The sequence below is a fragment of the Tsukamurella conjunctivitidis genome, assembly GCF_007858475.1.
Lineage (GTDB): Bacteria > Actinomycetota > Actinomycetes > Mycobacteriales > Mycobacteriaceae > Tsukamurella > Tsukamurella conjunctivitidis.
This window is the reverse complement of sequence record NZ_VIGX01000012.1, coordinates 76,021-94,954: the sequence shown is the minus strand read 5'-3', so window position 1 is coordinate 94,954 and position 18,934 is coordinate 76,021. Positions and strand designations below refer to the sequence as shown.

The window sequence follows — 18,934 nt, the reverse complement described above, 5'->3', positions numbered from 1 at the left end:
CCAAGCAACCATGGCCGCGACGGCTGGACCAGGACCGGGCAGTGATACAACTGAGAGTCAGCGCCTATACCTGCTGGTCATCCTGACTGCGCTGGTCAACGGCTGAGGTGGACGCCGGCGGAAGGCGGATCTTGTGGAGCGATACCAGTTCGAGTACTTCCTTGCCGTGGTCGACCACGGGGGGATCAATGCGGCCGCTTCCGCTCTCAACCTCGCGCAGCCGACGATTTCCCAGGCAATCCGGTTGACCGAACGCGAGCTCGGCGTGCTGTTGTTCCATCGGATTGGCCGGGGGATGGTGCTGTCGTCGGCTGGCCATGCACTTGTCGGTCCGGCCCGTCGGGTGATGCGGGATCTCATAGTGGCGGGCAGTGCGCTGTCCGACAACATCGGTCGCGCCCGCGGCCGACTCGATCTGGCGGCCGCATCAACGATGTCCGCCGGCACTCTGGCGGACATCGTGGCAGCTGTTCGGCGTGAGGCGCCCGGCGTGGTGCTTCGGATCAGCGAGCTTAGCGACGAGGCTGCCGCACCGTTGCTGCTCCGCGAAGGCCACTGCGAGATCGCGATCTGTCATCTGCCTGTTGCGGTCGGAACAGGATTGGCCGAGCTCGAGTTTGGCGAACAGGAGTGGTGGTTGACCTTCCCACCAGGGATGGGCGTTCCGGGTACGGACCCGCTGATGCTGGCCGACGTGCCCGATACTCCGTTCGTGGTGGTGCCGAAGGGGACTCCGCGAGCACGAGAGATCGAAATCGAGGTACGCCGGGCAGGGCGCGAACTGCGCGTATCGGCGGTATTGGAACACCGCGAAGCGCGGCTCAGTTACGTACTCGCAGGGCTGGGCGCCGCATTCCTCGACCGACCGTTGGCCGAGGAGGCGCAGAGGCGGGGGGCTACTGTCCGATCGATCTCGCCGCGGGTTAGCAGCCCAGTCGGTCTCGTCTATGACCCGGACCGGCTCTCTGTCGCCGGACGCGTCTTCGTCGAGACAGTGCGCGCGAGACAGGTTTCATGGCATTGACGATTCGAGGAACGCCTCCGCGGCTGGAGACAGCGGCCCCGGCCGGAACACCCATCCGATCGGCCGGGTGATCGGTGGGGAGAAGGACCTGACGACCACGCCTTCGAGTTCGGTCTCGGCGAATCGGCGCGGTAGCACGGTCGCGCCTACTCCGGCGCGCACCAGTTCCCATAGAGCCTGACGGTGGGCGCATTCCACCACGACGTTTCTCAGCGTGCCGGCGAGAGTGGTATCGATGAAAGCCCGGCCGAAGGTGGTCGACAGTTCCACCACGACGGGTAGGTCGGCGGCCGCGGGCATCGGCACGGGGTCGGGAACAGTCGCGGCAAGCTCCAGTGGAAGAACAAGAGCGATTTCCTGCTCCTGAACGAACCTCGTCTGCAGTGAGTGCGTGGGTTCGCTCAGTTCTGTCAAACCGAGTTCGGTTCGTCCCTCCCGAACCGACTCGACGACGTCGGCGAAGTTGTCCGCATCCGCGACATCGAGCACCACGTTTGGACACTGCGTGTGGAAACGACTCAGCAGCCCCGCGAGGGGATCGATCGCCAGACTCGACAGTGCTGCCAGTTTGAGTCGGCCGCCGGCCACGTCGCGCACCGCCTTCACCTGTTCGACGGCGAGGTGCACGTCGGTCAGGATCCGCCGCGCAGGTGCGAGGAGCAGGGTCCCGTCCGTGGTGAGTGTCAGCCCCCGCCCTGACCGGCGAAAGAGGGTGACCCCGAGTTTGCGCTCGAGGGTCCGGATCGCCTGGGACAGCGACGGCTGTGCGACGTACAGGCTCTGTGCCGCGCGGGTCACCGTTCCGTGGTCAGCCACCGCCACGAAGTACTCGATCAGCCGCAAATCCACTTCACTCAGGCTCAGCTCCGTCATCCCAGACCGCCGGAGCGCTGGAAGATTGTGGCGACAGCAGCTGACCGGGAGGCTCTCATAGGGCACACATTATGCCTGGCCTGACCAGTAGGTATAGGAAACGGCGATGAAACTGTGCGCTGCTGGGTCTTTGTGGTCGTCTTCGGCTGGGTGATGGACTCGGGTGTCCCTTCACCGGCTGGCGACGTCCAGCGGTGTTGTCGCACCCGGTGCCCCGGCGAGGGGCGCCTGAGAGAGAGACCAATGATGCTGAGTACTCGATTCACCGAAGCCTTTGGGATCCGGTATCCGATTGCCCAGGGGGGCATGCAGTGGGTTGCTCGCGCCGAGCTCGTTGCCGCGGTCGCCAACGCCGGCGCGCTTGGATTCCTGTCTGCACTCACCCAGCCGACACCGGAAGCGCTCGTGAAAGAGGTCGCGCGGTGCCGTGACATGACCGACGAGCCCTTCGGGGTCAACCTGACCATGTTGCCGGCGATCAATCCGCCGCCCTACACGGAGTATCGCCAGGCGATCATCGAGTCAGGTGTCCCGATCGTGGAGACCGCAGGCCAAGACCCATCGCCGCACCTGCCCGCCTTCCAACAGGGAGGTGTCAAGGTCCTGCACAAATGCACGAGTGTGCGGCACGCGCTGAAGGCTCAGTCGATCGGTGTCGACGGTGTCAGCATCGACGGATTCGAGTGCGCCGGCCACCCCGGCGAGGACGATGTTCCGGGGCTCGTGCTGATCGCGCAGGCCGCACGAGCTATCACAGTGCCGATGCTTGCGTCTGGTGGTTTCGCTACCGGCCGAGGACTGGTGTCCGCGCTGGCGTTGGGGGCCGACGGTATTTCGATGGGGACCCGTTTCATGTGCACCGTCGAGTCGCCGATCCACAGCAACATCAAGGACCGCATCGTGGCCGCCACCGAGAGGGACACTGAATTGATCTTCCGACCACTGCGAAACACCTCTCGGGTGGCCGGCAACATGGTCAGCCGGAAGGTCGTGGACACCCTCGCCGAGGGTGGGACGTTCGACGATGTGCGGGAGCTGGTTGCCGGCGCCCGCGGTCGCGAGGTGTACGAATTCGGTGACCCGGAGCGCGGTATTTGGACGGTCGGCATGGTGCAGGGGCTCATCGACGACATTCCCCCTGTTGCAGATCTGGTGCAGCGCATCGTGGGAGAAGCCGAGCGCACCATTGTCGGCCTCGCGGGCCTGACGTCCACTCCCGCCGCCTAGGTCGAATGCGCCTGCCCGAGTTTCCTGTTCGCTACAGCCATCCTTAAGAAAGAAAGTGAGCACGTCATGGGACTGCCCCTCATCCGCGACGAGGACGGAATCCGGTGGATCACCCTCGACCGGCCGGAGATTCGTAACGCACTGCAGGTCGAAGACCTCGACGCGATCACTGACGGCGTCCAATCCGCCAGCTCGCACGTGCGGGCGATCATTCTCACCGGCACCGGTGACCGGGCCTTCTCGGCCGGGATGCACGTCAAAACCTTCGCCGACGCCACCCCGCAGAGTGCCCGCGAGAGCATCGCGCGGGTGCGTGACTGTGTCGGAGCCATCCGTCTGTCCCCCGTACCGACGGTGGCACTGATCAATGGCTACTGCATCGGTGCGGCCTTCGAAATGGCCCTGGCATGTGATCTGCGAGTGGCACATCCCGATGTGCAGTTCGGGCTGCCCGAAGTCAAGCTCGGAATCCCGTCCGTGGTCGATGCTGCACTGCTGCACCAGTACGTGGGCCTGTCCAAGGCCAAGGAAATCATCTTGACGGGCGAGATGTATCCGCTGTCCGACTTCGCTCACACGGGGATGGCGAACCGAATCGTGGACGCAAGCGAGCTGAGCGAGACCGCGCTGGCGTTTGCCAAGCAACTCGGTTCGTACACGCCGCAGGTAATGGCGGCACAGAAGGGACTATTCGAGACGTGGTTGAACACAAGCCTTCAGGAGGGCATCGACGCTAGCGTCGACGTCTTCGCCAACCTCTTCGCGCATCCCGAAACCATTCGCGCGATCGCTCAATACCAGCCCGCTCCGCGACGCTCAGGCGATCGGTGACGAGCACCGTCTCGATACCAAACCATGAAGGAAGATCCATGCCTGTGACTTCTCGTGTCGACTGCGGCGTCGCCGTCGTCACCATCGACCACCCCCCTGTCAACGGACTCGGACACACGGTCCGCACCGAACTGCTGTGCGAACTGCGGCGGGCACTGGGCTCGGACGCCATCCGAGCCGTGGTGGTGACCGGGCGAGAAGGATGCTTCTCCGCCGGGGCCGACATCACCGAATTCGGAACCCCCCGTTCGACGGCCACACCCACGCTGGCCGAGATCATCGGCGAAGTTGACGCCTCCCCGAAGCCGATCGTCGCCGCCATCGACGGCACGTGTTTCGGTGGTGGCCTCGAGCTGGCGCTTGCGATGCACTACCGAGTCGCCACGCCGTCGAGCTCCCTCGCCCTACCGGAGGTGAACCTCGGCTTCGTGCCCGGCTCCGGAGGAACACAACGCCTTCCACGCGCCATCGGCATGGCAGCAGCCGCCGACCTCATCACGACCGGGAAACCTAAGGCAGCCGCAGAGCTCGCCGCCATCCCCGGGCAGCGACTATTCGAGGGTTTGTGCGACGGCGACATCGTCGTACACGCAGTGCAGGTCGCAGCTCGTAGCGCTGATGCTCGTCCCTTGCCCCGCCTGCGCGATCTCACTCCCGCCGATCGGATCGGGGACAACCAGTTGTCCGAGATGCACGCATCGCTGCGCGCCAAGCACCGAGGCCTCGAGGCACCGATCGCGGCGCTGGACCTTATTGCCCATTCGGCGGCCACACCGTTCGATGACGCCATCGCCGAAGAGCGCGACACCTTTCTGCGACTGGTCGGAGGCGCGCAGTCAGCCGGTCTCCGTCACGTCTTCTTTGCCGAACGCCGGGCCCGCAAGATCCCGAATCTGCCCGAGGACACGGTCGCGCGCACAATCGAGACGGTTGTGGTCATCGGGGCGGGCACCATGGGTTGCGGTATTGCCGTGAACTTCCTCAATGCAGGGTTACCCGTCACCCTGATCGACACGACGAGGGACGCACTGGAACGTGGTCGCGGAACCATCACCGCAATCTTAGACTCCCACGTGCGCAAGGGAACGCTGAGCTCGAGCGAGCGGGACTCGCGACTGCTGCGCTTGCGCACTAGCGTTGATCTGCTTGACGGCGCGAATGCCGATCTCGTGGTAGAGGCCGTCTTCGAGAGCTGGGATGTCAAACGAAGCGTGTTCTCGCGCCTCGATGCCGTGATGAAACCGGGAGCAATTCTCGCAACCAACACCTCCACTCTCGACGTGGACGAACTTGCGGACGTCACCGAACGCCCCCAGGACGTCGTCGGGTTGCACTTCTTCAGCCCCGCCCACGTCATGAAGCTGCTCGAGGTGGTCCGCGGAGACCGCACCGCACCCGACGTGCTCGCGACCGCGATGACCACCGCCCGCCGCCTCGGCAAGACCGCCGTCGTGTCAGGTGTATGTGACGGCTTCATCGGCAACCGGATGCTGCAGAGCTACCGTGACGCGGCCGGCCGGCTTCTTCGATCTGGCCTATCGCCGCAGGACATCGACAACGCGATCGAATCCTTCGGCTTCGCCATGGGCCCCTACCGTGTGGGGGATCTTGCAGGCAACGACGTCGGCTGGTCTGTGCGTAAACGCCGATACGCCGAGAACCCCGACATGCCGCACGACACCATCTCTGACACCCTCTGCGAGATGGGACGATTCGGTCAGAAGACTGGCGCTGGCTGGTACGACTACCCGAACGGCGGCCGGAACCCGGCACCGAGCCCCGTCGTGGAGGAAATGCTCTCTCGTTTCCGACCCCGCATCGCCGTAGATGAACGCCCCAGCGATCGGCAGGTCGCCGAAAGCCTGGTGTACGCCCTGGTTGACGAGGGCGCCCGAATACTCGACGAAGGCATCGCTCAGCGATCGTCCGACATCGACGTTGTCTACGTGTCCGGCTACGGCTTCCCCCGACACCTGGGCGGCCCCATGTACTACGCCGACCAGATCGGCCTCGACCGGGTGCTCGCCGAGTTGATCGCCGACAACCCCGACGGCTGGCAGCCTGCGCCGCTGTTGGTCCGCCTGGCCAAAGAAGGTGGCACGTTCGGCTGACCACCAACGGCGAAGGGAGGGGCCAACCGCAACCGGGTGGCCCCTCCCTTCACCGTGTTCTGGGTCCAGACCCCCATCGGGTCGAATTGATTCGCACAACAACATCGGCCGCTGCAACCCCCTCCAGGGTCGCAGCGGCCGAGGAACCTTAGTGCAGACAGGTGGGTCCGACTACTGGCTGCGCGCGTTGGACTGTGCGGCGTCGAGGCGGGCTCGCAGATCATTCTTGAGTATCTTGCCCGCGGCGCTCGTAGGCAGGGCGTCGACGACAATGATCTCTCGCACCCGCTGGTACGGCAGGACCTGCCCCGCCACATCGGCAAGCAGTTGATCGGGCTCGACGGTACGTCCCGGCCGGGGCACCACGAACGCCACCGGGATCTGTCCGGCGTTGGGATCACTGCGCCCGACGACGGCCGCGGAGTCGACGTTCGGATCACTGGTCAGCAGCTCTTCGAGAACGCGGGGATAGACGTTGTACCCCTTGTAGACGAGCATGTCCTTTGCGCGTCCACTGATGAATAGGAAACCTTCGTCGTCGGCATAGGCGATGTCTCCGGTCCGCAACCACCCGCCAGCGAACTGCTCAGCGGTCTTGTCCGGATGCCGGTGGTAACCGTCGGCGATCTGCGGCCCCCGTAGCCAGAGTTCGCCTTGGGCGCCGGCGCCGAGCGCCTGTCCGTCGGCGTCGCGAATCTCGAACTCAGTGTCGGGGATCGGCTGGCCGACGCTGCCCTGCTTATGGCGAGCCCCATGAAAACCCGGAACGGACAGCACCAGGCACGTCCCCTCCGTCAATCCGTATCCCTCGATCAACATCGCCCTGGGAAAGACGTCCTTCATAGTGGTGAGGGTCTCGTGATCGAGAGGGGCCGCACCTGACGACAGCGCACGCAGTGAGGACAGATCCCGGGTACGGATATCGGGACAGCTCAACAGGGAGTGCCACATGCTGGGGCTGCCGTTGATGTAGGTGACGCCCTTCTCCTCGATCAATCTGAGGACCGATTCCGGAGAGAATCGCCCTGGAAATACGATCGATGCACCGGCGCAGATGAGGTTGCACATGGTCAGCAATGACTGGGTGTGATACAGCGGTCCGACGATCAGTGAGACGGTCTCACCGATGGCGAGCGCTCCGTCCGTGCGGTATTGGGTGAACTGCAGGCGACCGTTTTTGTCCACGGTGATGAGGCTGCCCATGCGCCAGGCCAGCGCCTGGGTGATCTGCGCGACGACGTTGCGCTGGAGCGTGCGCACCCCCTTGGAGACACCAGTGGTACCGCCCGTGAACACGAGGTGCGCGAGCGCGTCACGATCCACCACCACTGGTTCGAATTCACGCGGCTGCTTCACCGTCCACTCAGCAAATCCAATCACAGAATCGCCCACGGACGCGCTCTCCGCCGGTGCAGCCGCCGAGCCGGGCACCACGACGATGCGCCGTAGACCGGTGCCAGCGGCGGCTTCGACGAGCGCACCGACATGGGAGGGATGCGAGAACGCCAGGACGGCATCAACCTCGAGCGCCTGGTCCCGCAATCCGGCGACCTGCCGCAGCGGACTCACCGGCGACACGACGGCACCCGCTAGCTGCACACCGAGATAGGTCACGACGAACCACACTGTGTTGGGCAAATGCACCAGCACAACATCGCCCGGTCGGACACCGTCCGCCACGAGTGCGGCAGCGACGGAGGTAGCCTCATCCCACAACTGGGCGTAGGTCATCCGGAGGTCTCCGTCTTCGACAGCGACGCGATCGCCGTGCAGACGGCAGGCTGCGGTCAGCAACTGGCCGACCCCGACTGTCGGATACTCGAGATGGCGTGGGATGTTTTCTGGCCAGTAGGCAGGCATGGCGGTGACGGTCCTTTCGGGAAATTTCATCTTGTACTCGATTAGTCAGAGCTGCATCGACTTGGCGACCACAGTGCGCATCACCTCGCTGGTTCCACCCAGGATTCGGGTCACCCGCGCATCGGCGTAGAGCCTGGCGATGGGGTATTCGGTGATATAGCCATAGCCGCCGTGCAGCTGCAGGCACTTGTCCACGACCCGACCCTGCATCTCGGTGCTCCATAGCTTGACCAGCGCGGCCTGTGCCGGGGTGAGTGCGTCGGCGTCGTGCCGCTCGATGGCGTCGTCGACCAGTGCCTGTCCTGCGGCGACGTCTGCCGCGCAGTCGGCAAGGACAAACTTGGTGTTCTGGAACGACGCGACGGGCGTGCCGAACGCCTTACGGTTGAGGGTGTAGTCCACCGTGTGCTCGACGGCTCGGCGCGCAGAGGCGACGGCGCCGATGGCGATGACCAACCGTTCTTGCGGAAGGTTCTGTGAGAGTAGCCGGAAGGCCTGCCCTTCCTCCCCGACCCGGTCCTCGATCGGGACGCGGACGTCGTCGAAAGAGAGCTCGCACGTGTCCTGAGCCTTGAGCCCCAGCTTGCTGAGCATACGGCCGCTCGTGAATCCCGGCGTGGCGGTGTCGATCGCGAGGATGGTCAGACCGGCGCGGCGGTTGGCCTTCTCCGGTGGCGAGGTGCGGCAGACCACCAGGACCCGCCTGGCCTGGCGACCGCCGGTGATGAATGTCTTGGCGCCGTTGACAATATAGACCTCCCCAGCGCGTCGGGCCGTCGTGCGGATGCCGGCGAGATCGGAGCCGGTATCCGGTTCGGTCATGGCGATGGCGGTCATTGTTTCGCCGCTGGCGAATCCCGGGAGCCACCGCTTCTTCTGCTCGGCGTTCGCGAATCGCTGCAGGTAGGGGTACACAAGGTCGAGGTGCGTGCGCAGCGATCCCAAGGCAAGCCCCGCAGCGGCGGCTTCTTCGTTGAGGACCGCGTTGAACTTGTACGATTCGATACCCGAACCGCCGAATTCCTTGGGTACCTGCATCCCCAAGAAGCCGAGTTCTCCCATCTGGAGGAAGAATTCGGGATCGACAAAGCCCTGACGTTCCCAGGTCGCGTACTTCGGCAGCGCCTCTCGCTCGAGGAATCGCCGGACGGCAGACCGGAATTCCTCATGCTCTGCTGTATAGACCATGCGCTCCATTCAAAATCTCCTAGATTTTCCACTCTCGAGTCCTGTGACGGCTGGGCGAAAGAGTGCCAGAGGCTAGGAACCGTGCTTCCAAAGCCATGGACAATCGCGACGCCTGGGCGTGGGGCGCGAAACGCACCGTCCGCCACGATGGCTCACTCGAATCACCTCAACGATCTCAGCACCGCAGTGCCACTCCGGTCCAAGACCTATCGGCGTACGGATCGACTGTCGAAACCAATTGCGCCGCACAGGGCCGCGTACGGGTGCACAATGCCAAGGGGCGGCACCCGAGGTCGGTAGGTGATCGGCATGTGTCGGCAAGACCACTGTGAGGATCTCTCGAGACTCATTTCCAACATGTGCAGTCGACGCGTTGAGGTCAGAGCTTTTGGTCGGTCGGGTGACGCGGAGAGGTGAGCAGGCGGGGTAGCGGCAGTCCTGTCAGCTCACAAGTTTGGGTGCCCCACTTCTGCACTATCGTGCGGCGGGGTGGTTCCGATCCCCGAAGCCGGGGCGCGTTGTGTCACAGTGACGAAAGGTGGCGGCTGACCGGAGAGTACTGCCTGCCTCATCGGCTGTCGCTGCCGCCCGGAATCAAGATCGCTGTAGGAAATGCCATGTCTGTGAGACTGGCGAGATGCCAAGTGCGTGGGACAACTTACATCACCGCAGGCCACAGGCGTGTCAGATGCCAAGTGGAATGAGACCCTACACCCGCACGGATCAGTCGCCGTCCCCCGGGGCCGGTGCTGGTTCGGCCGCCCCGAGCGACGCGTACGACTCCTTGACGAACCGCAGGTGCGACCAGGTCTCCACGCCGCCGACCGCGGGCTGGGTCCGCACGGCGTCGACGGTCTCGGCCAGCGTCGCCGCCGACGGGCCGCGCACCGTCGCGAGCAGGTCGAAGGACCCCACGGTGCGGGCGAGGAAGCTCACGCCGGCGACCGCGGCCACGTCGCGGGCGGCATCGCGGGCGGCGCCGCGCACGTGGATCCCCATCCCCACGGCGTGCTCGGAACCGCGGCTCACGATCGGGCCGATCCGCACCACCGAACCCTCCACCAGGCGGAGCACCCGTCGTCGCGCCGCGGCCGCCGAGAGGCCCGTCGCGGCCGCCAGCCGCACGTACGATGCGCGGCCGTCGCCCTCGAGGATCTGGAGAAGGGCGACGTCCGCCGCATCGAGCTGCGCCGTCGCCTCGCCGACGGGCCCGGCCGCGTCGCGGATGACCTCGCGGTAGGCCAGGGTCTCGGCCCGTGCGACGCCGGGCAGGTTGCGGAGGCGGGCCAGGACCGCGTCCACCGCATCGCCCGATCCGCTGCGGATCTCCGCCGCGACGGCGAACCGTCCGGTGGTGATCGACACGTAGACCACCTCGGGCAGCGCGGCGACCGCCGCCGCAACGGGAGCGGCGGCACCGTCGACCTCGATCCGGGTGTAGCAGATGGTGCCGCGGCCGAGTACCGACGGGTGGACCACTCCCTGCACCGTGAACGCCCCGGAGCCGAGGAGCCGGCGCATCCGCGCAGCCACTGTGGCGCGAGTGATACCCGCGGCGGTGGCGAGCTCGCGGTGGCTCATCCGCCCGTCGCGGCTGAGGAGCGCCACGAGCGTCCGGTCGATGTCGTCCATGGCGTCCCCCGAGGAAGTTCGTCCGCCGCCTTTTCGGGACGGGTGGTCGCTCCGATCATGCACGGGGCCGCCCGCCGGCGCAGCGAGTGGCGCACATCCGCCACGACGGCTGTGCAGATCGTGCGAGGTCGTGGTGCGGCTGCTAGCGAACTGCTTGCGAGGTCCTGTGATCGGGCTTACAGTTGGCCGATCCGAAGCGGGAGAACCGCAGGTCAGGAGACGAAATGCAGCACACGATCCCCGAGGGCGAGGTGCTCGCGGCGGCCGACCGCATCATCGAGGCCTTCGCCGCCACGGACACCGACGGCTACTTCGCGGGCTTCGACCCGCGCGCGACCTTCGTCTTCCACACCGAACCGCGGACGCTGGCCGACCGCGCGGAGTACGAGCGGCTGTGGGCCGGCTGGGTCGACTCCGGCTGGCGCGTGCTCTCGTGCGAGAGCACCGCGCGGATCGTGACGGCCCTGGGCGGCACCGCCGTCTTCAGCCACGACGTGCACACCGTCACCCAGGACGGCGACGGGACGCGCACCGAGACGCGCGAGCGCGAGTCGATCGTCTTCGCGACGGCCCCCGACGGCACCCTCGTGGCCGTCCACGAGCACCTCTCGGCCGCGTGATGCTGCGCTATTACCGCCGGCTCGACGCGCACCTGCACGCGTCCGCCGACGACGGGACCGCCGTCCGGGGCGAGCTCAGCGGGCGGCGCATCTTCGCCATCTGGCTCGCGGCGAACCTCGTCGTCACCACGATGCTCACCGGCACGCTGTTCGTGCCGTCGGTCTCGCTGACCGGCGCGCTCTGGCTGATCCTCGCGGGCACCGTCGTCGGCGCCCTGGTGCTGGTCGCGGTCGGGAATGTGGGCACTCGCACCGGCCTGCCGACGATGGCGCTCACCCGCGCCTCCTTCGGGGTGCGTGGCAGCCGGATCCCGGTGGCGGCCAACATCGCCGTGCTCATGGGGTGGAGCTGGGTGCAGGCGATGCTCGCCGGCGTCACCGTGAACTACGTGGTCGAGCAGCAGACCGGCTACTCGAATCCGGCCCTGTTCTCGGTGCTGTGCGAGGTGATCGTGGTGTCGCTGGCCATCTTCGGCCACGCGGGCATCGCCAAGGTGGAACCGATTCTCGCCGTGGTGATCCTGGCGATCATGGCGTACCTCTTCATCGACATGTTCGGTGACGGCTTCGCCCGCCTGAACGCGCTGCCCCGCGATCCCGAGGGGCTCAGCGGCCTCGGTATCTTCGACATCGTGGTGGCGACGGCGATCTCCTGGACCGTGCTCTCGGCGGACATCAACCGGTTCGCGCGGAGCGAGCGGGGCGGCGTGATCGGCTCGGGGATCGGCTACGTCGCCTCGACGGTGGCAGCGATGGCCCTGGGCGCCACCGCGATCGCGTGGTTGCTCGCGAACGGCAAGGACGCACCGCCCTTCGACCCGACGGTGATCGTGGCCGAGTTCGGCGTCCCGCTCGCCGGCGTGGTCTTCTTCTCCGTCATGGCGACCAACTCGATGGCCGTCTACGGCATGGTCACCTCGCTGGTGAACGCCGAGCCGGGTCGCATCCGATTCCTGCCCGCCGCACTGGGACTCGGCGTGATCTCCATCGCGGGATCGGCCTGGCTGGCGCTGCTCGACAAGTTCACGTCCTTCCTCACCGCCATCGGCATCGTGTTCATCCCCGTCTTCGCGATCATCGTCGTGGACTTCTACGTGCTGCGCCGCGGGCGGTACGCCGCCTCGCCGGCCGAGGCCGGCTCGCGCGACTACTGGTACCGCGGCGGCTGGAACCCGGTCGCCGTCGCGGTGTGGATCGTGGGCGTCGGCTTCTCGTCGGCGATCACCTACCTGTGGGTCAGCCCGGTGGGTGCCACGGTCCCGACCTTCCTGGTGAGCGCCGGCCTGTACTGGGGCGCGAGCGTGGCCGTCCGCCGCGGTGCAGCGGAGCCGGCGCGGCTATGAGCTGGATCGATCTGACGCACACCCTGCGGCCCGGCACCGAGTACCCGGGCGATCCCCCGATCGCGATCGAACCCGCGCTGACGCCGGAGACCGACGGAGTGGCCGTGACCGCGCTGCATCTGTCGACCCACAGCGGTACGCACGTGGATGCGCCCTGCCATACCGTGCCGGGCGGTCGCACGATGGACGAGGTGTCCGTCGACGAGTTGATCGGGACCGCCGCGGTCCTGCACGTCGGCGGCGGACCGGACGGCACGATCGGCGTGGCGGACCTCGGCGACCTGCCCGCGCGGCTCCCCTCGATCGTGCTGATCGCGACCGGCTGGGACCGATGGTTCGGTACGGAGCGTTACCGGCACCACCCGGCGCTGGCGCCGGAGGCGGCACAGGTGCTGTGGGAGCGCGGAATGCGGGTCCTGGGCGTGGACTGCTACAGCCCCGATCCCCTCGATTCCGAGGACTTCCCGGTGCACGCCGCCGTGCTGGGGTGCGACGGTCTCATCGTCGAGAACCTGCGCGGTCTCACCGGGCTCCCGGCGGTGTGCGAGGTCGGTATCCATCCGCTCAAGGTCGGGCCGTTCGACGGTGCCCCGGTCCGCGCCCTCGCACGGCGCGCCTAGGCCCCTACGCGCGCGGGCCCGCCGAGGTCGCCCGGACCGCCCGAGCCGCTACGGCCCGGATCGGTCGCCCTGCCGCAGAGTGGGTTTGTCGATCTTGCCGACGGGATTCTTCGGGACCTCGTCGAGCAGGATCAGGTCGACGGGGACCTTCACCTTCGCCAGCTCGCCGCGCAGGCCGTCCAACAGCTCGGCGGCGGTCACCGTGGCTCCCGCGCGCAACGACACGTAGGCCACGGGCACCTCGCCGAGCACCTCGTGCGGGCGGCCGATCACCGCCGCCTCGAACACGTCCGGGTTGCGGTACAGCTGCGCCTCGATCTCCTTGGGGTAGATGTTCTCGCCGCCGCGGATCACCATGTCCTTCACCCGATCCACCAGGCGCAGGTAGCCGTCCTCGTCGAGCAGCCCCACGTCGCCGGTGCGGAGCCACCCGTCGACGATCGTCTCCGCGGTGGCGTCGGGGCGGTTCAGATAGCCCGCCATCACCACGTCGCCGGCGATGAGCACCTCGCCGGTCTCCCCGGGCGGCACATCGCGGAGGGCACCGTCGACGATGCGGATCCGCTGGCCCGGCAGCGCGGGCCCGACGGTGCCGGGCTTGCGCGGACCGTCGAGCGGGTTGATGGCCGATGCGGTGGTCGTCTCGGACAGCCCGTAGCCCTCGACGATCGGTACGCCGAACCGGGACTCGAACCGCTCGATGAGGTCGACGGGCATCGGTGCGGCGCCACAGATCCCGAACCGCAGCGACGACGAATCCGGACGCACCTCCTCCGGCAGCGTGGTGAGCATCGCGTAGATCGCGGGCACCGCGGAGAAGTAGGTGGGCCGGTGCCGCTCCACCGCCGGGAAGAACTCGTCCGGCCGGAACCGTCCGACGATCGTGGTGCGGCCGCCCGCCCGGAGCGGAGTGAGTGTGCCGAGGACGACGCCGTTGGCGTGGAAGAGCGGGAGGACCAGCAGGCTGTGATCGCATTCCGTGAACGAGAAGTGCTCGATGAACGACGCCGTCATGGCCGCGATGTTCCCGTGGCTGATCATGACGCCCTTGGGTTTCCCGGTCGTACCGGCGGTGTAGATGAGGAGGGCGAGATCGCCGGCCCGCACCTGCGCGGGCGCGGCCGCCTCACCGTCGGTCGCGGTGAGCAGTTCGTCGCACGGGAGCGCGGCGACGCCGTCGGCGGTGTCGATCCCGGACTCCGTCACCAGCACGCGGGCGCCGGCATCGGCGGCCTGGTAGGCGATCTCGGGCGGTGCGAGTGCGGGGTTGATGGGCGTGACCGCCGCGCCGAGGCGCCAAGCCGCGAACACCGCGACCACCAGCTCCACCCGGTTCGGTAGCAGCAGGCCCACCACGTCGCCGGCCGAGACGCCGTACTCTTCCAGCCGGGTGGCCGCGGTCCGGACGGCCGCGGCGAAGTCCGTGTTCGAGAGGGAGAGCCGGTCGTCCGCGATCGCCGGGTCCGACGGTGCCCGCGCCGCTCGGAACTCCGGGAGGGCGGGCACCTCGGGAAGGCCGGGCACCGTCATCGATGCACCGTCACGATCGGCTCCGAGATGAGCCCGAAGGTGCGCAGCACGCCCTCGAGTTCCCGGTGACCAAAGGCCTGGCAGCCCGATGCCAGCCCGACGCGCCGCGGCGGCTGCTGCAGCAGCGAGTACGCGGCGTAGGCCTGCAGCAGGCCCGTCTGCTTGTAGTTGCTGTTGCCGTGGATCACGACGTGCGCGCGGCCCAGCGGGCCGGAGGCGTGCACCGAGTCGAGCGACTTGTTCACGCGCGGATTCTCGCGGGGCGGCATCGAATTCATCACCTGCGCGGCGACCGCGTCCAGCGCGTCGGCGCGGTCCTCGGGCGACATGTCCTTCGTGGCCTCCAGCGCGTCGGCCACGATCACCGGCACGTTGTTCATCAGCGCGGCGTTGAAGACGCCGCCCTGCGCCTTGCAGTTCGCCACGCGGGGATCGCGCTTGAACCAGACGGGATGCGAGGTGCCGCCCCACGGCAGCGACTGCGCCAGCTCGTGCTGCCCGGGCACCACGAGCGGGACCAGCCCCTGCATCGGGTCGAACGACGTGTACTCGTTCTGCTCCAGGTAGAAGGCGTCGCCGCCTGCGGCGTTCACGAGGATCGTGCGGGTGGACGCGATGGTGGGGCTGCCGCCCCAGAAGACCGCGATGTCGAGGGTGTCGAGACCCGGTGTCTCCAGAGCGATCTGGGCCGCGATCTCGCCCGTGGTGTACATGTGCGCGATACCGGGCGCCAGGAGCAGGCCCGCGTCCGCGTATTGGTTATGGAACGTGTCGTCGCAGTGGATCATCCAGTCCTGCTCACCGTTGGTGTCGCTGTAGTGCGCACCGGCGTTCAAGCTGGCCTGGACCACCGTGTCGCCGAACTTGATGAACGGCCCCACCGTGTTCAGTACGACGGAGCTGCCGCGGAAGAGCTCGGTGAGGGAGTCGACGTCGTGATCGACCTGCACGACCTCGTAGTCGGCGGTCTCGATGCCCGCGACGTTCTTCTCCATCGACGCGGTCAGCTTTCCCTCGTCGCGGCCCGCCGCGGTGAAGGGCACGTTGTACTCGCGCAGGTACTCGCAGATGAGGCGTCCCGTGTACCCCGATGCCCCGTACACCACTACCGGCTTGTTGCTCATGATTCTCCTTGTCCTGTGGATGTTTCCGTCACATGCCCATGCCGCCGTCGACGGGCAGCCCGGCCCCGTTGACGAAGCGGGAGGCGTCGGAGGCGAGGAAGACGACGGCGTCCGCCATGTCCTGCACCTCGCCGAGCCGGCCGCTGGGCGTGAGTCCTACGACCGCCTCGACCGCCTCCTCGGGGGAGCCGAACAGCCCGATGTTCGCCATGTCGACCGCGAGGCCCGTGCCCATCTCGGTGGGCACGAGGCCCGGGTAGATGCAGTTGACCCGCACGCCGTAGCCGAGCTTGCCGGCCTCCATCGCCGCCACACGGGTCATCCGGTCGATGGCCGACTTGGTGGCGGAGTAGATCGCGATGCCGGGGAAGGCGATGGTCGCCGCCACGGAGGCGACGTTGATGATGGCGCCGCCGCCACCGGCCGCCCCGCCCGGACGCAGGGCCCGCAGTCCGTGCTTGAGGCCGAGGGCCGTGCCGAGCACGTTCACGTCGAGCTGGCGGCGCACGTCCTCGACGGTGATCTCGGTGAGCAGCCCCGTGATCTCGACGCCGGCGTTGTTGACCACCACGTCGAGCCCGCCGAGCTGCGCGACGGTGGCGTCGATCGCGACGGTCCAGCTCTTCTCGGAGGTGACGTCGAGGTGGACCGAGCCGTTGCCGGCTCCCAGCTCGGACGCGACGGTGGCGGCACGGTCCGCCTGCAGGTCGCCGAGCATCACCCGGGCGCCGGCGACGGTCAGCGCACGGGCCATGCCCTCGCCGAGCCCCTGTGCCCCGCCGGTGATCAGGACCCGCCGGCCGGTCAGATCGAATGCGCTCACGACTACTCCCTTGATCGAGGTGGATCGGTGTCCGTGCGGCGTGTGGCGGCCGTCACATTCCAAAATCTAGACGACTGTCAAGAAAATTGTTGGACATTCGTCAAGAGTTCTCGCTCGGGGTGCCGCCCCGGGGCGCGGCACAGGCGCTATCCTGGGACGATGCCGACGGGCCGTCGGCCGGAGGAAGGAGTGCGGGGTGACCGAGGTGATCGCGCCCGCTGCCGTGGGCGCCACCAAGCACGCCACTAAGGTCGCGGCCAAGCGCGACGAGCTGGCCCGTGCGGCCCTCAAGACCCTCTCCGAGCTCGGCTACGCCCGCACCAGCCTCCGCGAGATCGCCGCGAACTCGGAGTACAGCCACGGCGTGCTGCACTACTACTTCGCCGACCGGCTCGAGCTCATCGCGCACTGCGTGCACCTCTACAAGGCCGAGTGCATCGCCTCCTACGACGACGTGCTCCGTCCCGACGACGATGCGGCCGCGCTGCGCCTGCGGTTCGCGGAGCGGCTGGCCGCCACCATGGAGCACGACCTCCCTACCCATAAGCTCTGGTACGACCTGCGCTCGCAGGCCATGTTCGAGGCGGCTCTCACCGACGACGTGCGCGAGATCGACGGCTCGCTCGAGGCGATGATCTGGCGGGTCGTGAGCCGCTACGCGGAGCTCGCGGGCGGCACGCCGCTCCTCGACGCCGCGGGCACCTACGCCGCACTCGACGGGCCCTTCGAGCGCGCCGTCCGTCGCCGCGTCCTCGGCGATGAGAACGCGGGCGCCGTCCTCACCGCGCAGGTCTTCGATCTGCTCGACGCCCTCGTGGTCCGCCGGAGCCGCTGACGCCCCACCCGCAGGCGGCCGCGCCTCCTCGTCCCCGGCCCCGCGTTCAGTCGGCCTCGGGCGGCCCGCCGAGGGCACCGTCGGTGAAGGTACGGAAGGCGAAGGCCAGCGTGTCGAGCGATTGCAGCGTGCCGCTCTCGTAACCCACCAGCAGGTACAGCGCGGTGGTCGCGTACTTCTCCGCGAGCTCGCGGTCCCCGATCACCTCGGTGTAGGTCTCCGCGATCACGTCGCGCCGCTCGAGGTCGACCGCCGCCTGGTGCCGCGCCACCTCCGGGTCGTGCGCGGCCCACACCCGGATCGCCGCCTCGGTGGCGTGCGGCAGCGTCATGCCGACGTCGATGAGCGACATCAACCGGTCGTAGGCGTCGGGCACCTGGCGCGCGGCCTCGATCAGCCGGTCGCTCTTGGTCTGTCGCCAGTACGCGATGAGCGCCGAGGTGAACTCGGGCCAGCTCGGGTAGGCGTGGTAGAAGCTGCCCGTCGACGAGCCCGCCTGCTCGCACACCGCGGCCAGCTTGAGCGCCGCGTGCCCCCGCTCCGCCAGCACCGCCAGGCCCGCCTCCAGGAATCGCAGTTGGACGTAGCGCGACGGGCTCGAGCGGGCGGGGGGCATGCGGCGATGGTATCCGCCGAGCGCCCGGTGCCGTGGAAAGCTTGCCGCATGCGACGTTCGGTGATGGTCCCCCTGCTCGAGACGGTGCTCACGCTGCTGGGCCTCGCGTGGCTGGCCGCGGTGCTGCTGTTCGGCCGCGCCGCAGTGCCGCTGCTCATCGCGTGGGACGTGGCCGCGATCGCCTACGTCACTGCGGGATGGCTCCTGCTGCACCGGCGGATCCCCGTCGAGGACGACGATCCGGAGTTGCTCGCGCCGCGCTGGCAGACCACCCTGTTCGCGCTGGTGGTCAGCGGCTCGGGCCTCGTGGGCGGCTTCCTGATGATCGCGACCCGGGGTGAGGACTCCGATTCGTTCTTGCAGCCCGCCGCGGCGGCGACGGTGCTGCTGTCCTGGATACTGCTGCACACCGCGTTCGCGCAGATCTACGCCCGGGACTATTTCGCGGGCGATCCCGGCCTCGTCTTCCCCGCGTGCGAACGGCCGCAGCTCACCGAGTTCGTCTACTTCTCCATCACGATCGGCACCTCGTTCGCGGTCTCGGACGTCACCGTCACCAAGCGCTCCACGCGCCGCCTGGTGATCGCGCACAGCGTGCTCAGCTTCTTCTTCAACGCGGCCGTCGTGGCGATCGCGCTGGACTGGATCAAGGGCGGAGGCTGAGCACGCCGTGCGTG

At 67.6% G+C, this 18,934-nt stretch carries 17 protein-coding genes; 9 read left to right on the top strand and 8 right to left on the bottom strand.

The genetic code is table 11. The features are described 5' to 3' along the window. Positions 1 to 133 precede the first annotated feature (133 nt). Positions 134 to 1,024: a LysR family transcriptional regulator gene (locus FK530_RS17950; protein ID WP_146488349.1), complete on the top strand. Its 891-nt coding sequence runs from the start codon at positions 134 to 136 to the stop codon at positions 1,022 to 1,024. Here the strand turns inward: FK530_RS17950 and FK530_RS17945 are convergent. Next, positions 1,013 to 1,897: a LysR family transcriptional regulator gene (locus FK530_RS17945; protein WP_223120328.1), complete on the bottom strand. Its 885-nt coding sequence runs from the start codon at positions 1,895 to 1,897 to the stop codon at positions 1,013 to 1,015. The two genes, FK530_RS17950 and FK530_RS17945, sit on opposite strands and share 12 nt — an antisense overlap. A gap of 243 nt (positions 1,898 to 2,140) precedes the next feature. On the opposite strand from FK530_RS17945, the gene FK530_RS17940 reads away from it, so the two are divergent. The 3 genes from FK530_RS17940 to FK530_RS17930 all read left to right on the top strand — a co-directional run bounded on the left by FK530_RS17940 (position 2,141) and on the right by FK530_RS17930 (position 6,066). Continuing rightward, the gene (locus tag FK530_RS17940) at positions 2,141 to 3,124 is read left to right on the top strand and encodes an NAD(P)H-dependent flavin oxidoreductase (protein WP_205124220.1); all 984 of its coding nucleotides are present in this window, start codon (positions 2,141 to 2,143) and stop codon (positions 3,122 to 3,124) included. A 66-nt stretch (positions 3,125 to 3,190) separates the two neighbouring features. After that, the gene (locus tag FK530_RS17935; protein ID WP_146488348.1) at positions 3,191 to 3,955 is read left to right on the top strand and encodes an enoyl-CoA hydratase/isomerase family protein; all 765 of its coding nucleotides are present in this window, start codon (positions 3,191 to 3,193) and stop codon (positions 3,953 to 3,955) included. A gap of 38 nt (positions 3,956 to 3,993) precedes the next feature. Then, positions 3,994 to 6,066, top strand: coding sequence for a 3-hydroxyacyl-CoA dehydrogenase NAD-binding domain-containing protein (locus FK530_RS17930; RefSeq protein ID WP_146488347.1), 2,073 nt, complete (start codon positions 3,994 to 3,996; stop codon positions 6,064 to 6,066). A 171-nt stretch (positions 6,067 to 6,237) separates the two neighbouring features. On the opposite strand, the gene FK530_RS17925 is transcribed toward FK530_RS17930, so the two are convergent. From FK530_RS17925 to FK530_RS17915, 3 genes are all read right to left on the bottom strand, one after another. Further along, positions 6,238 to 7,926 (bottom strand): class I adenylate-forming enzyme family protein, encoded by a 1,689-nt coding sequence (locus FK530_RS17925; RefSeq protein WP_158645136.1) that lies wholly within the window; start codon positions 7,924 to 7,926, stop codon positions 6,238 to 6,240. Positions 7,927 to 7,971: 45 nt separating this feature from the next. Further along, positions 7,972 to 9,123: an acyl-CoA dehydrogenase family protein gene (locus FK530_RS17920; RefSeq protein WP_146488345.1), complete on the bottom strand. Its 1,152-nt coding sequence runs from the start codon at positions 9,121 to 9,123 to the stop codon at positions 7,972 to 7,974. Positions 9,124 to 9,837: 714 nt separating this feature from the next. Next, a complete protein-coding gene (locus FK530_RS17915) occupies positions 9,838 to 10,746 on the bottom strand; it encodes an Lrp/AsnC family transcriptional regulator (RefSeq protein ID WP_146488344.1) in 909 nt (302 codons plus the stop codon). A gap of 224 nt (positions 10,747 to 10,970) precedes the next feature. Here FK530_RS17915 and FK530_RS17910 point away from each other — a divergent pair, with 224 nt between their 5' ends. From FK530_RS17910 to FK530_RS17900, 3 genes are read left to right on the top strand one after another with little or no spacing between them, the layout of a single operon-like run. Continuing rightward, positions 10,971 to 11,366 (top strand): YybH family protein, encoded by a 396-nt coding sequence (locus tag FK530_RS17910; RefSeq protein WP_146488343.1) that lies wholly within the window; start codon positions 10,971 to 10,973, stop codon positions 11,364 to 11,366. Then, entirely contained in the window at positions 11,366 to 12,709 is a 1,344-nt protein-coding gene (locus FK530_RS17905; RefSeq protein ID WP_146488365.1) for a purine-cytosine permease family protein, read from the top strand. The genes FK530_RS17910 and FK530_RS17905 overlap by 1 nt, the downstream gene beginning before the upstream one ends. Further along, positions 12,706 to 13,329, top strand: a complete 624-nt coding sequence (locus FK530_RS17900; RefSeq protein ID WP_146488342.1) for a cyclase family protein — start codon at positions 12,706 to 12,708, stop codon at positions 13,327 to 13,329. The genes FK530_RS17905 and FK530_RS17900 overlap by 4 nt, the downstream gene beginning before the upstream one ends. Positions 13,330 to 13,377: 48 nt before the next feature. On the opposite strand, the gene FK530_RS17895 is transcribed toward FK530_RS17900, so the two are convergent. The 3 genes from FK530_RS17895 to FK530_RS17885 are packed head-to-tail and all read right to left on the bottom strand — an operon-like array spanning position 13,378 to position 16,806. Then, positions 13,378 to 14,859 carry a class I adenylate-forming enzyme family protein gene (locus FK530_RS17895; protein WP_146488341.1) on the bottom strand — a complete coding sequence of 494 codons (1,482 nt, stop codon included), beginning with the start codon at positions 14,857 to 14,859 and terminating at the stop codon, positions 13,378 to 13,380. Continuing rightward, positions 14,856 to 15,986 carry a DUF5938 domain-containing protein gene (locus tag FK530_RS17890; protein ID WP_146488340.1) on the bottom strand — a complete coding sequence of 377 codons (1,131 nt, stop codon included), beginning with the start codon at positions 15,984 to 15,986 and terminating at the stop codon, positions 14,856 to 14,858. Before FK530_RS17890 ends, FK530_RS17895 begins: the two co-directional genes overlap by 4 nt. A 25-nt stretch (positions 15,987 to 16,011) precedes the next feature. Next, positions 16,012 to 16,806, bottom strand: a complete 795-nt coding sequence (locus FK530_RS17885) for an SDR family NAD(P)-dependent oxidoreductase (RefSeq protein ID WP_146488339.1) — start codon at positions 16,804 to 16,806, stop codon at positions 16,012 to 16,014. 196 nt (positions 16,807 to 17,002) lie between these two features. Between FK530_RS17885 and FK530_RS17880 the strand changes: the two genes are divergently transcribed. Continuing rightward, positions 17,003 to 17,641, top strand: coding sequence for a TetR/AcrR family transcriptional regulator (locus FK530_RS17880; protein ID WP_146488338.1), 639 nt, complete (start codon positions 17,003 to 17,005; stop codon positions 17,639 to 17,641). A gap of 46 nt (positions 17,642 to 17,687) precedes the next feature. On the opposite strand, the gene FK530_RS17875 is transcribed toward FK530_RS17880, so the two are convergent. Further along, a complete protein-coding gene (locus FK530_RS17875) occupies positions 17,688 to 18,257 on the bottom strand; it encodes a TetR/AcrR family transcriptional regulator (RefSeq protein WP_146488337.1) in 570 nt (189 codons plus the stop codon). Positions 18,258 to 18,305: 48 nt separating this feature from the next. Here FK530_RS17875 and FK530_RS17870 point away from each other — a divergent pair, with 48 nt between their 5' ends. Beyond that, entirely contained in the window at positions 18,306 to 18,920 is a 615-nt protein-coding gene (locus tag FK530_RS17870; protein WP_146488336.1) for a DUF1345 domain-containing protein, read from the top strand. Positions 18,921 to 18,934: the final 14 nt, after the last annotated feature.

Bases quoted from the DNA above. Each gene is read 5' to 3' on its own strand.
- FK530_RS17930 (WP_146488347.1), top strand. From the start codon at position 3,994: ATGCCTGTGACTTCTCGTGTCGACTGCGGCGTCGCCGTCGTCACCATC.
- FK530_RS17875 (WP_146488337.1), bottom strand. From the start codon at position 18,257: ATGCCCCCCGCCCGCTCGAGCCCGTCGCGCTACGTCCAACTGCGATTC.
- FK530_RS17900 (WP_146488342.1), top strand. From the start codon at position 12,706: ATGAGCTGGATCGATCTGACGCACACCCTGCGGCCCGGCACCGAGTAC.
- FK530_RS17935 (WP_146488348.1), top strand. From the start codon at position 3,191: ATGGGACTGCCCCTCATCCGCGACGAGGACGGAATCCGGTGGATCACC.
- FK530_RS17915 (WP_146488344.1), bottom strand. From the start codon at position 10,746: ATGGACGACATCGACCGGACGCTCGTGGCGCTCCTCAGCCGCGACGGG.
- FK530_RS17920 (WP_146488345.1), bottom strand. From the start codon at position 9,123: ATGGAGCGCATGGTCTATACAGCAGAGCATGAGGAATTCCGGTCTGCC.
- FK530_RS17945 (WP_223120328.1), bottom strand. From the start codon at position 1,897: ATGACGGAGCTGAGCCTGAGTGAAGTGGATTTGCGGCTGATCGAGTAC.
- FK530_RS17925 (WP_158645136.1), bottom strand. From the start codon at position 7,926: ATGCCTGCCTACTGGCCAGAAAACATCCCACGCCATCTCGAGTATCCG.
- FK530_RS17910 (WP_146488343.1), top strand. From the start codon at position 10,971: ATGCAGCACACGATCCCCGAGGGCGAGGTGCTCGCGGCGGCCGACCGC.
- FK530_RS17905 (WP_146488365.1), top strand. From the start codon at position 11,366: ATGCTGCGCTATTACCGCCGGCTCGACGCGCACCTGCACGCGTCCGCC.
- FK530_RS17895 (WP_146488341.1), bottom strand. From the start codon at position 14,859: ATGACGGTGCCCGGCCTTCCCGAGGTGCCCGCCCTCCCGGAGTTCCGA.
- FK530_RS17870 (WP_146488336.1), top strand. From the start codon at position 18,306: ATGCGACGTTCGGTGATGGTCCCCCTGCTCGAGACGGTGCTCACGCTG.
- FK530_RS17940 (WP_205124220.1), top strand. From the start codon at position 2,141: ATGATGCTGAGTACTCGATTCACCGAAGCCTTTGGGATCCGGTATCCG.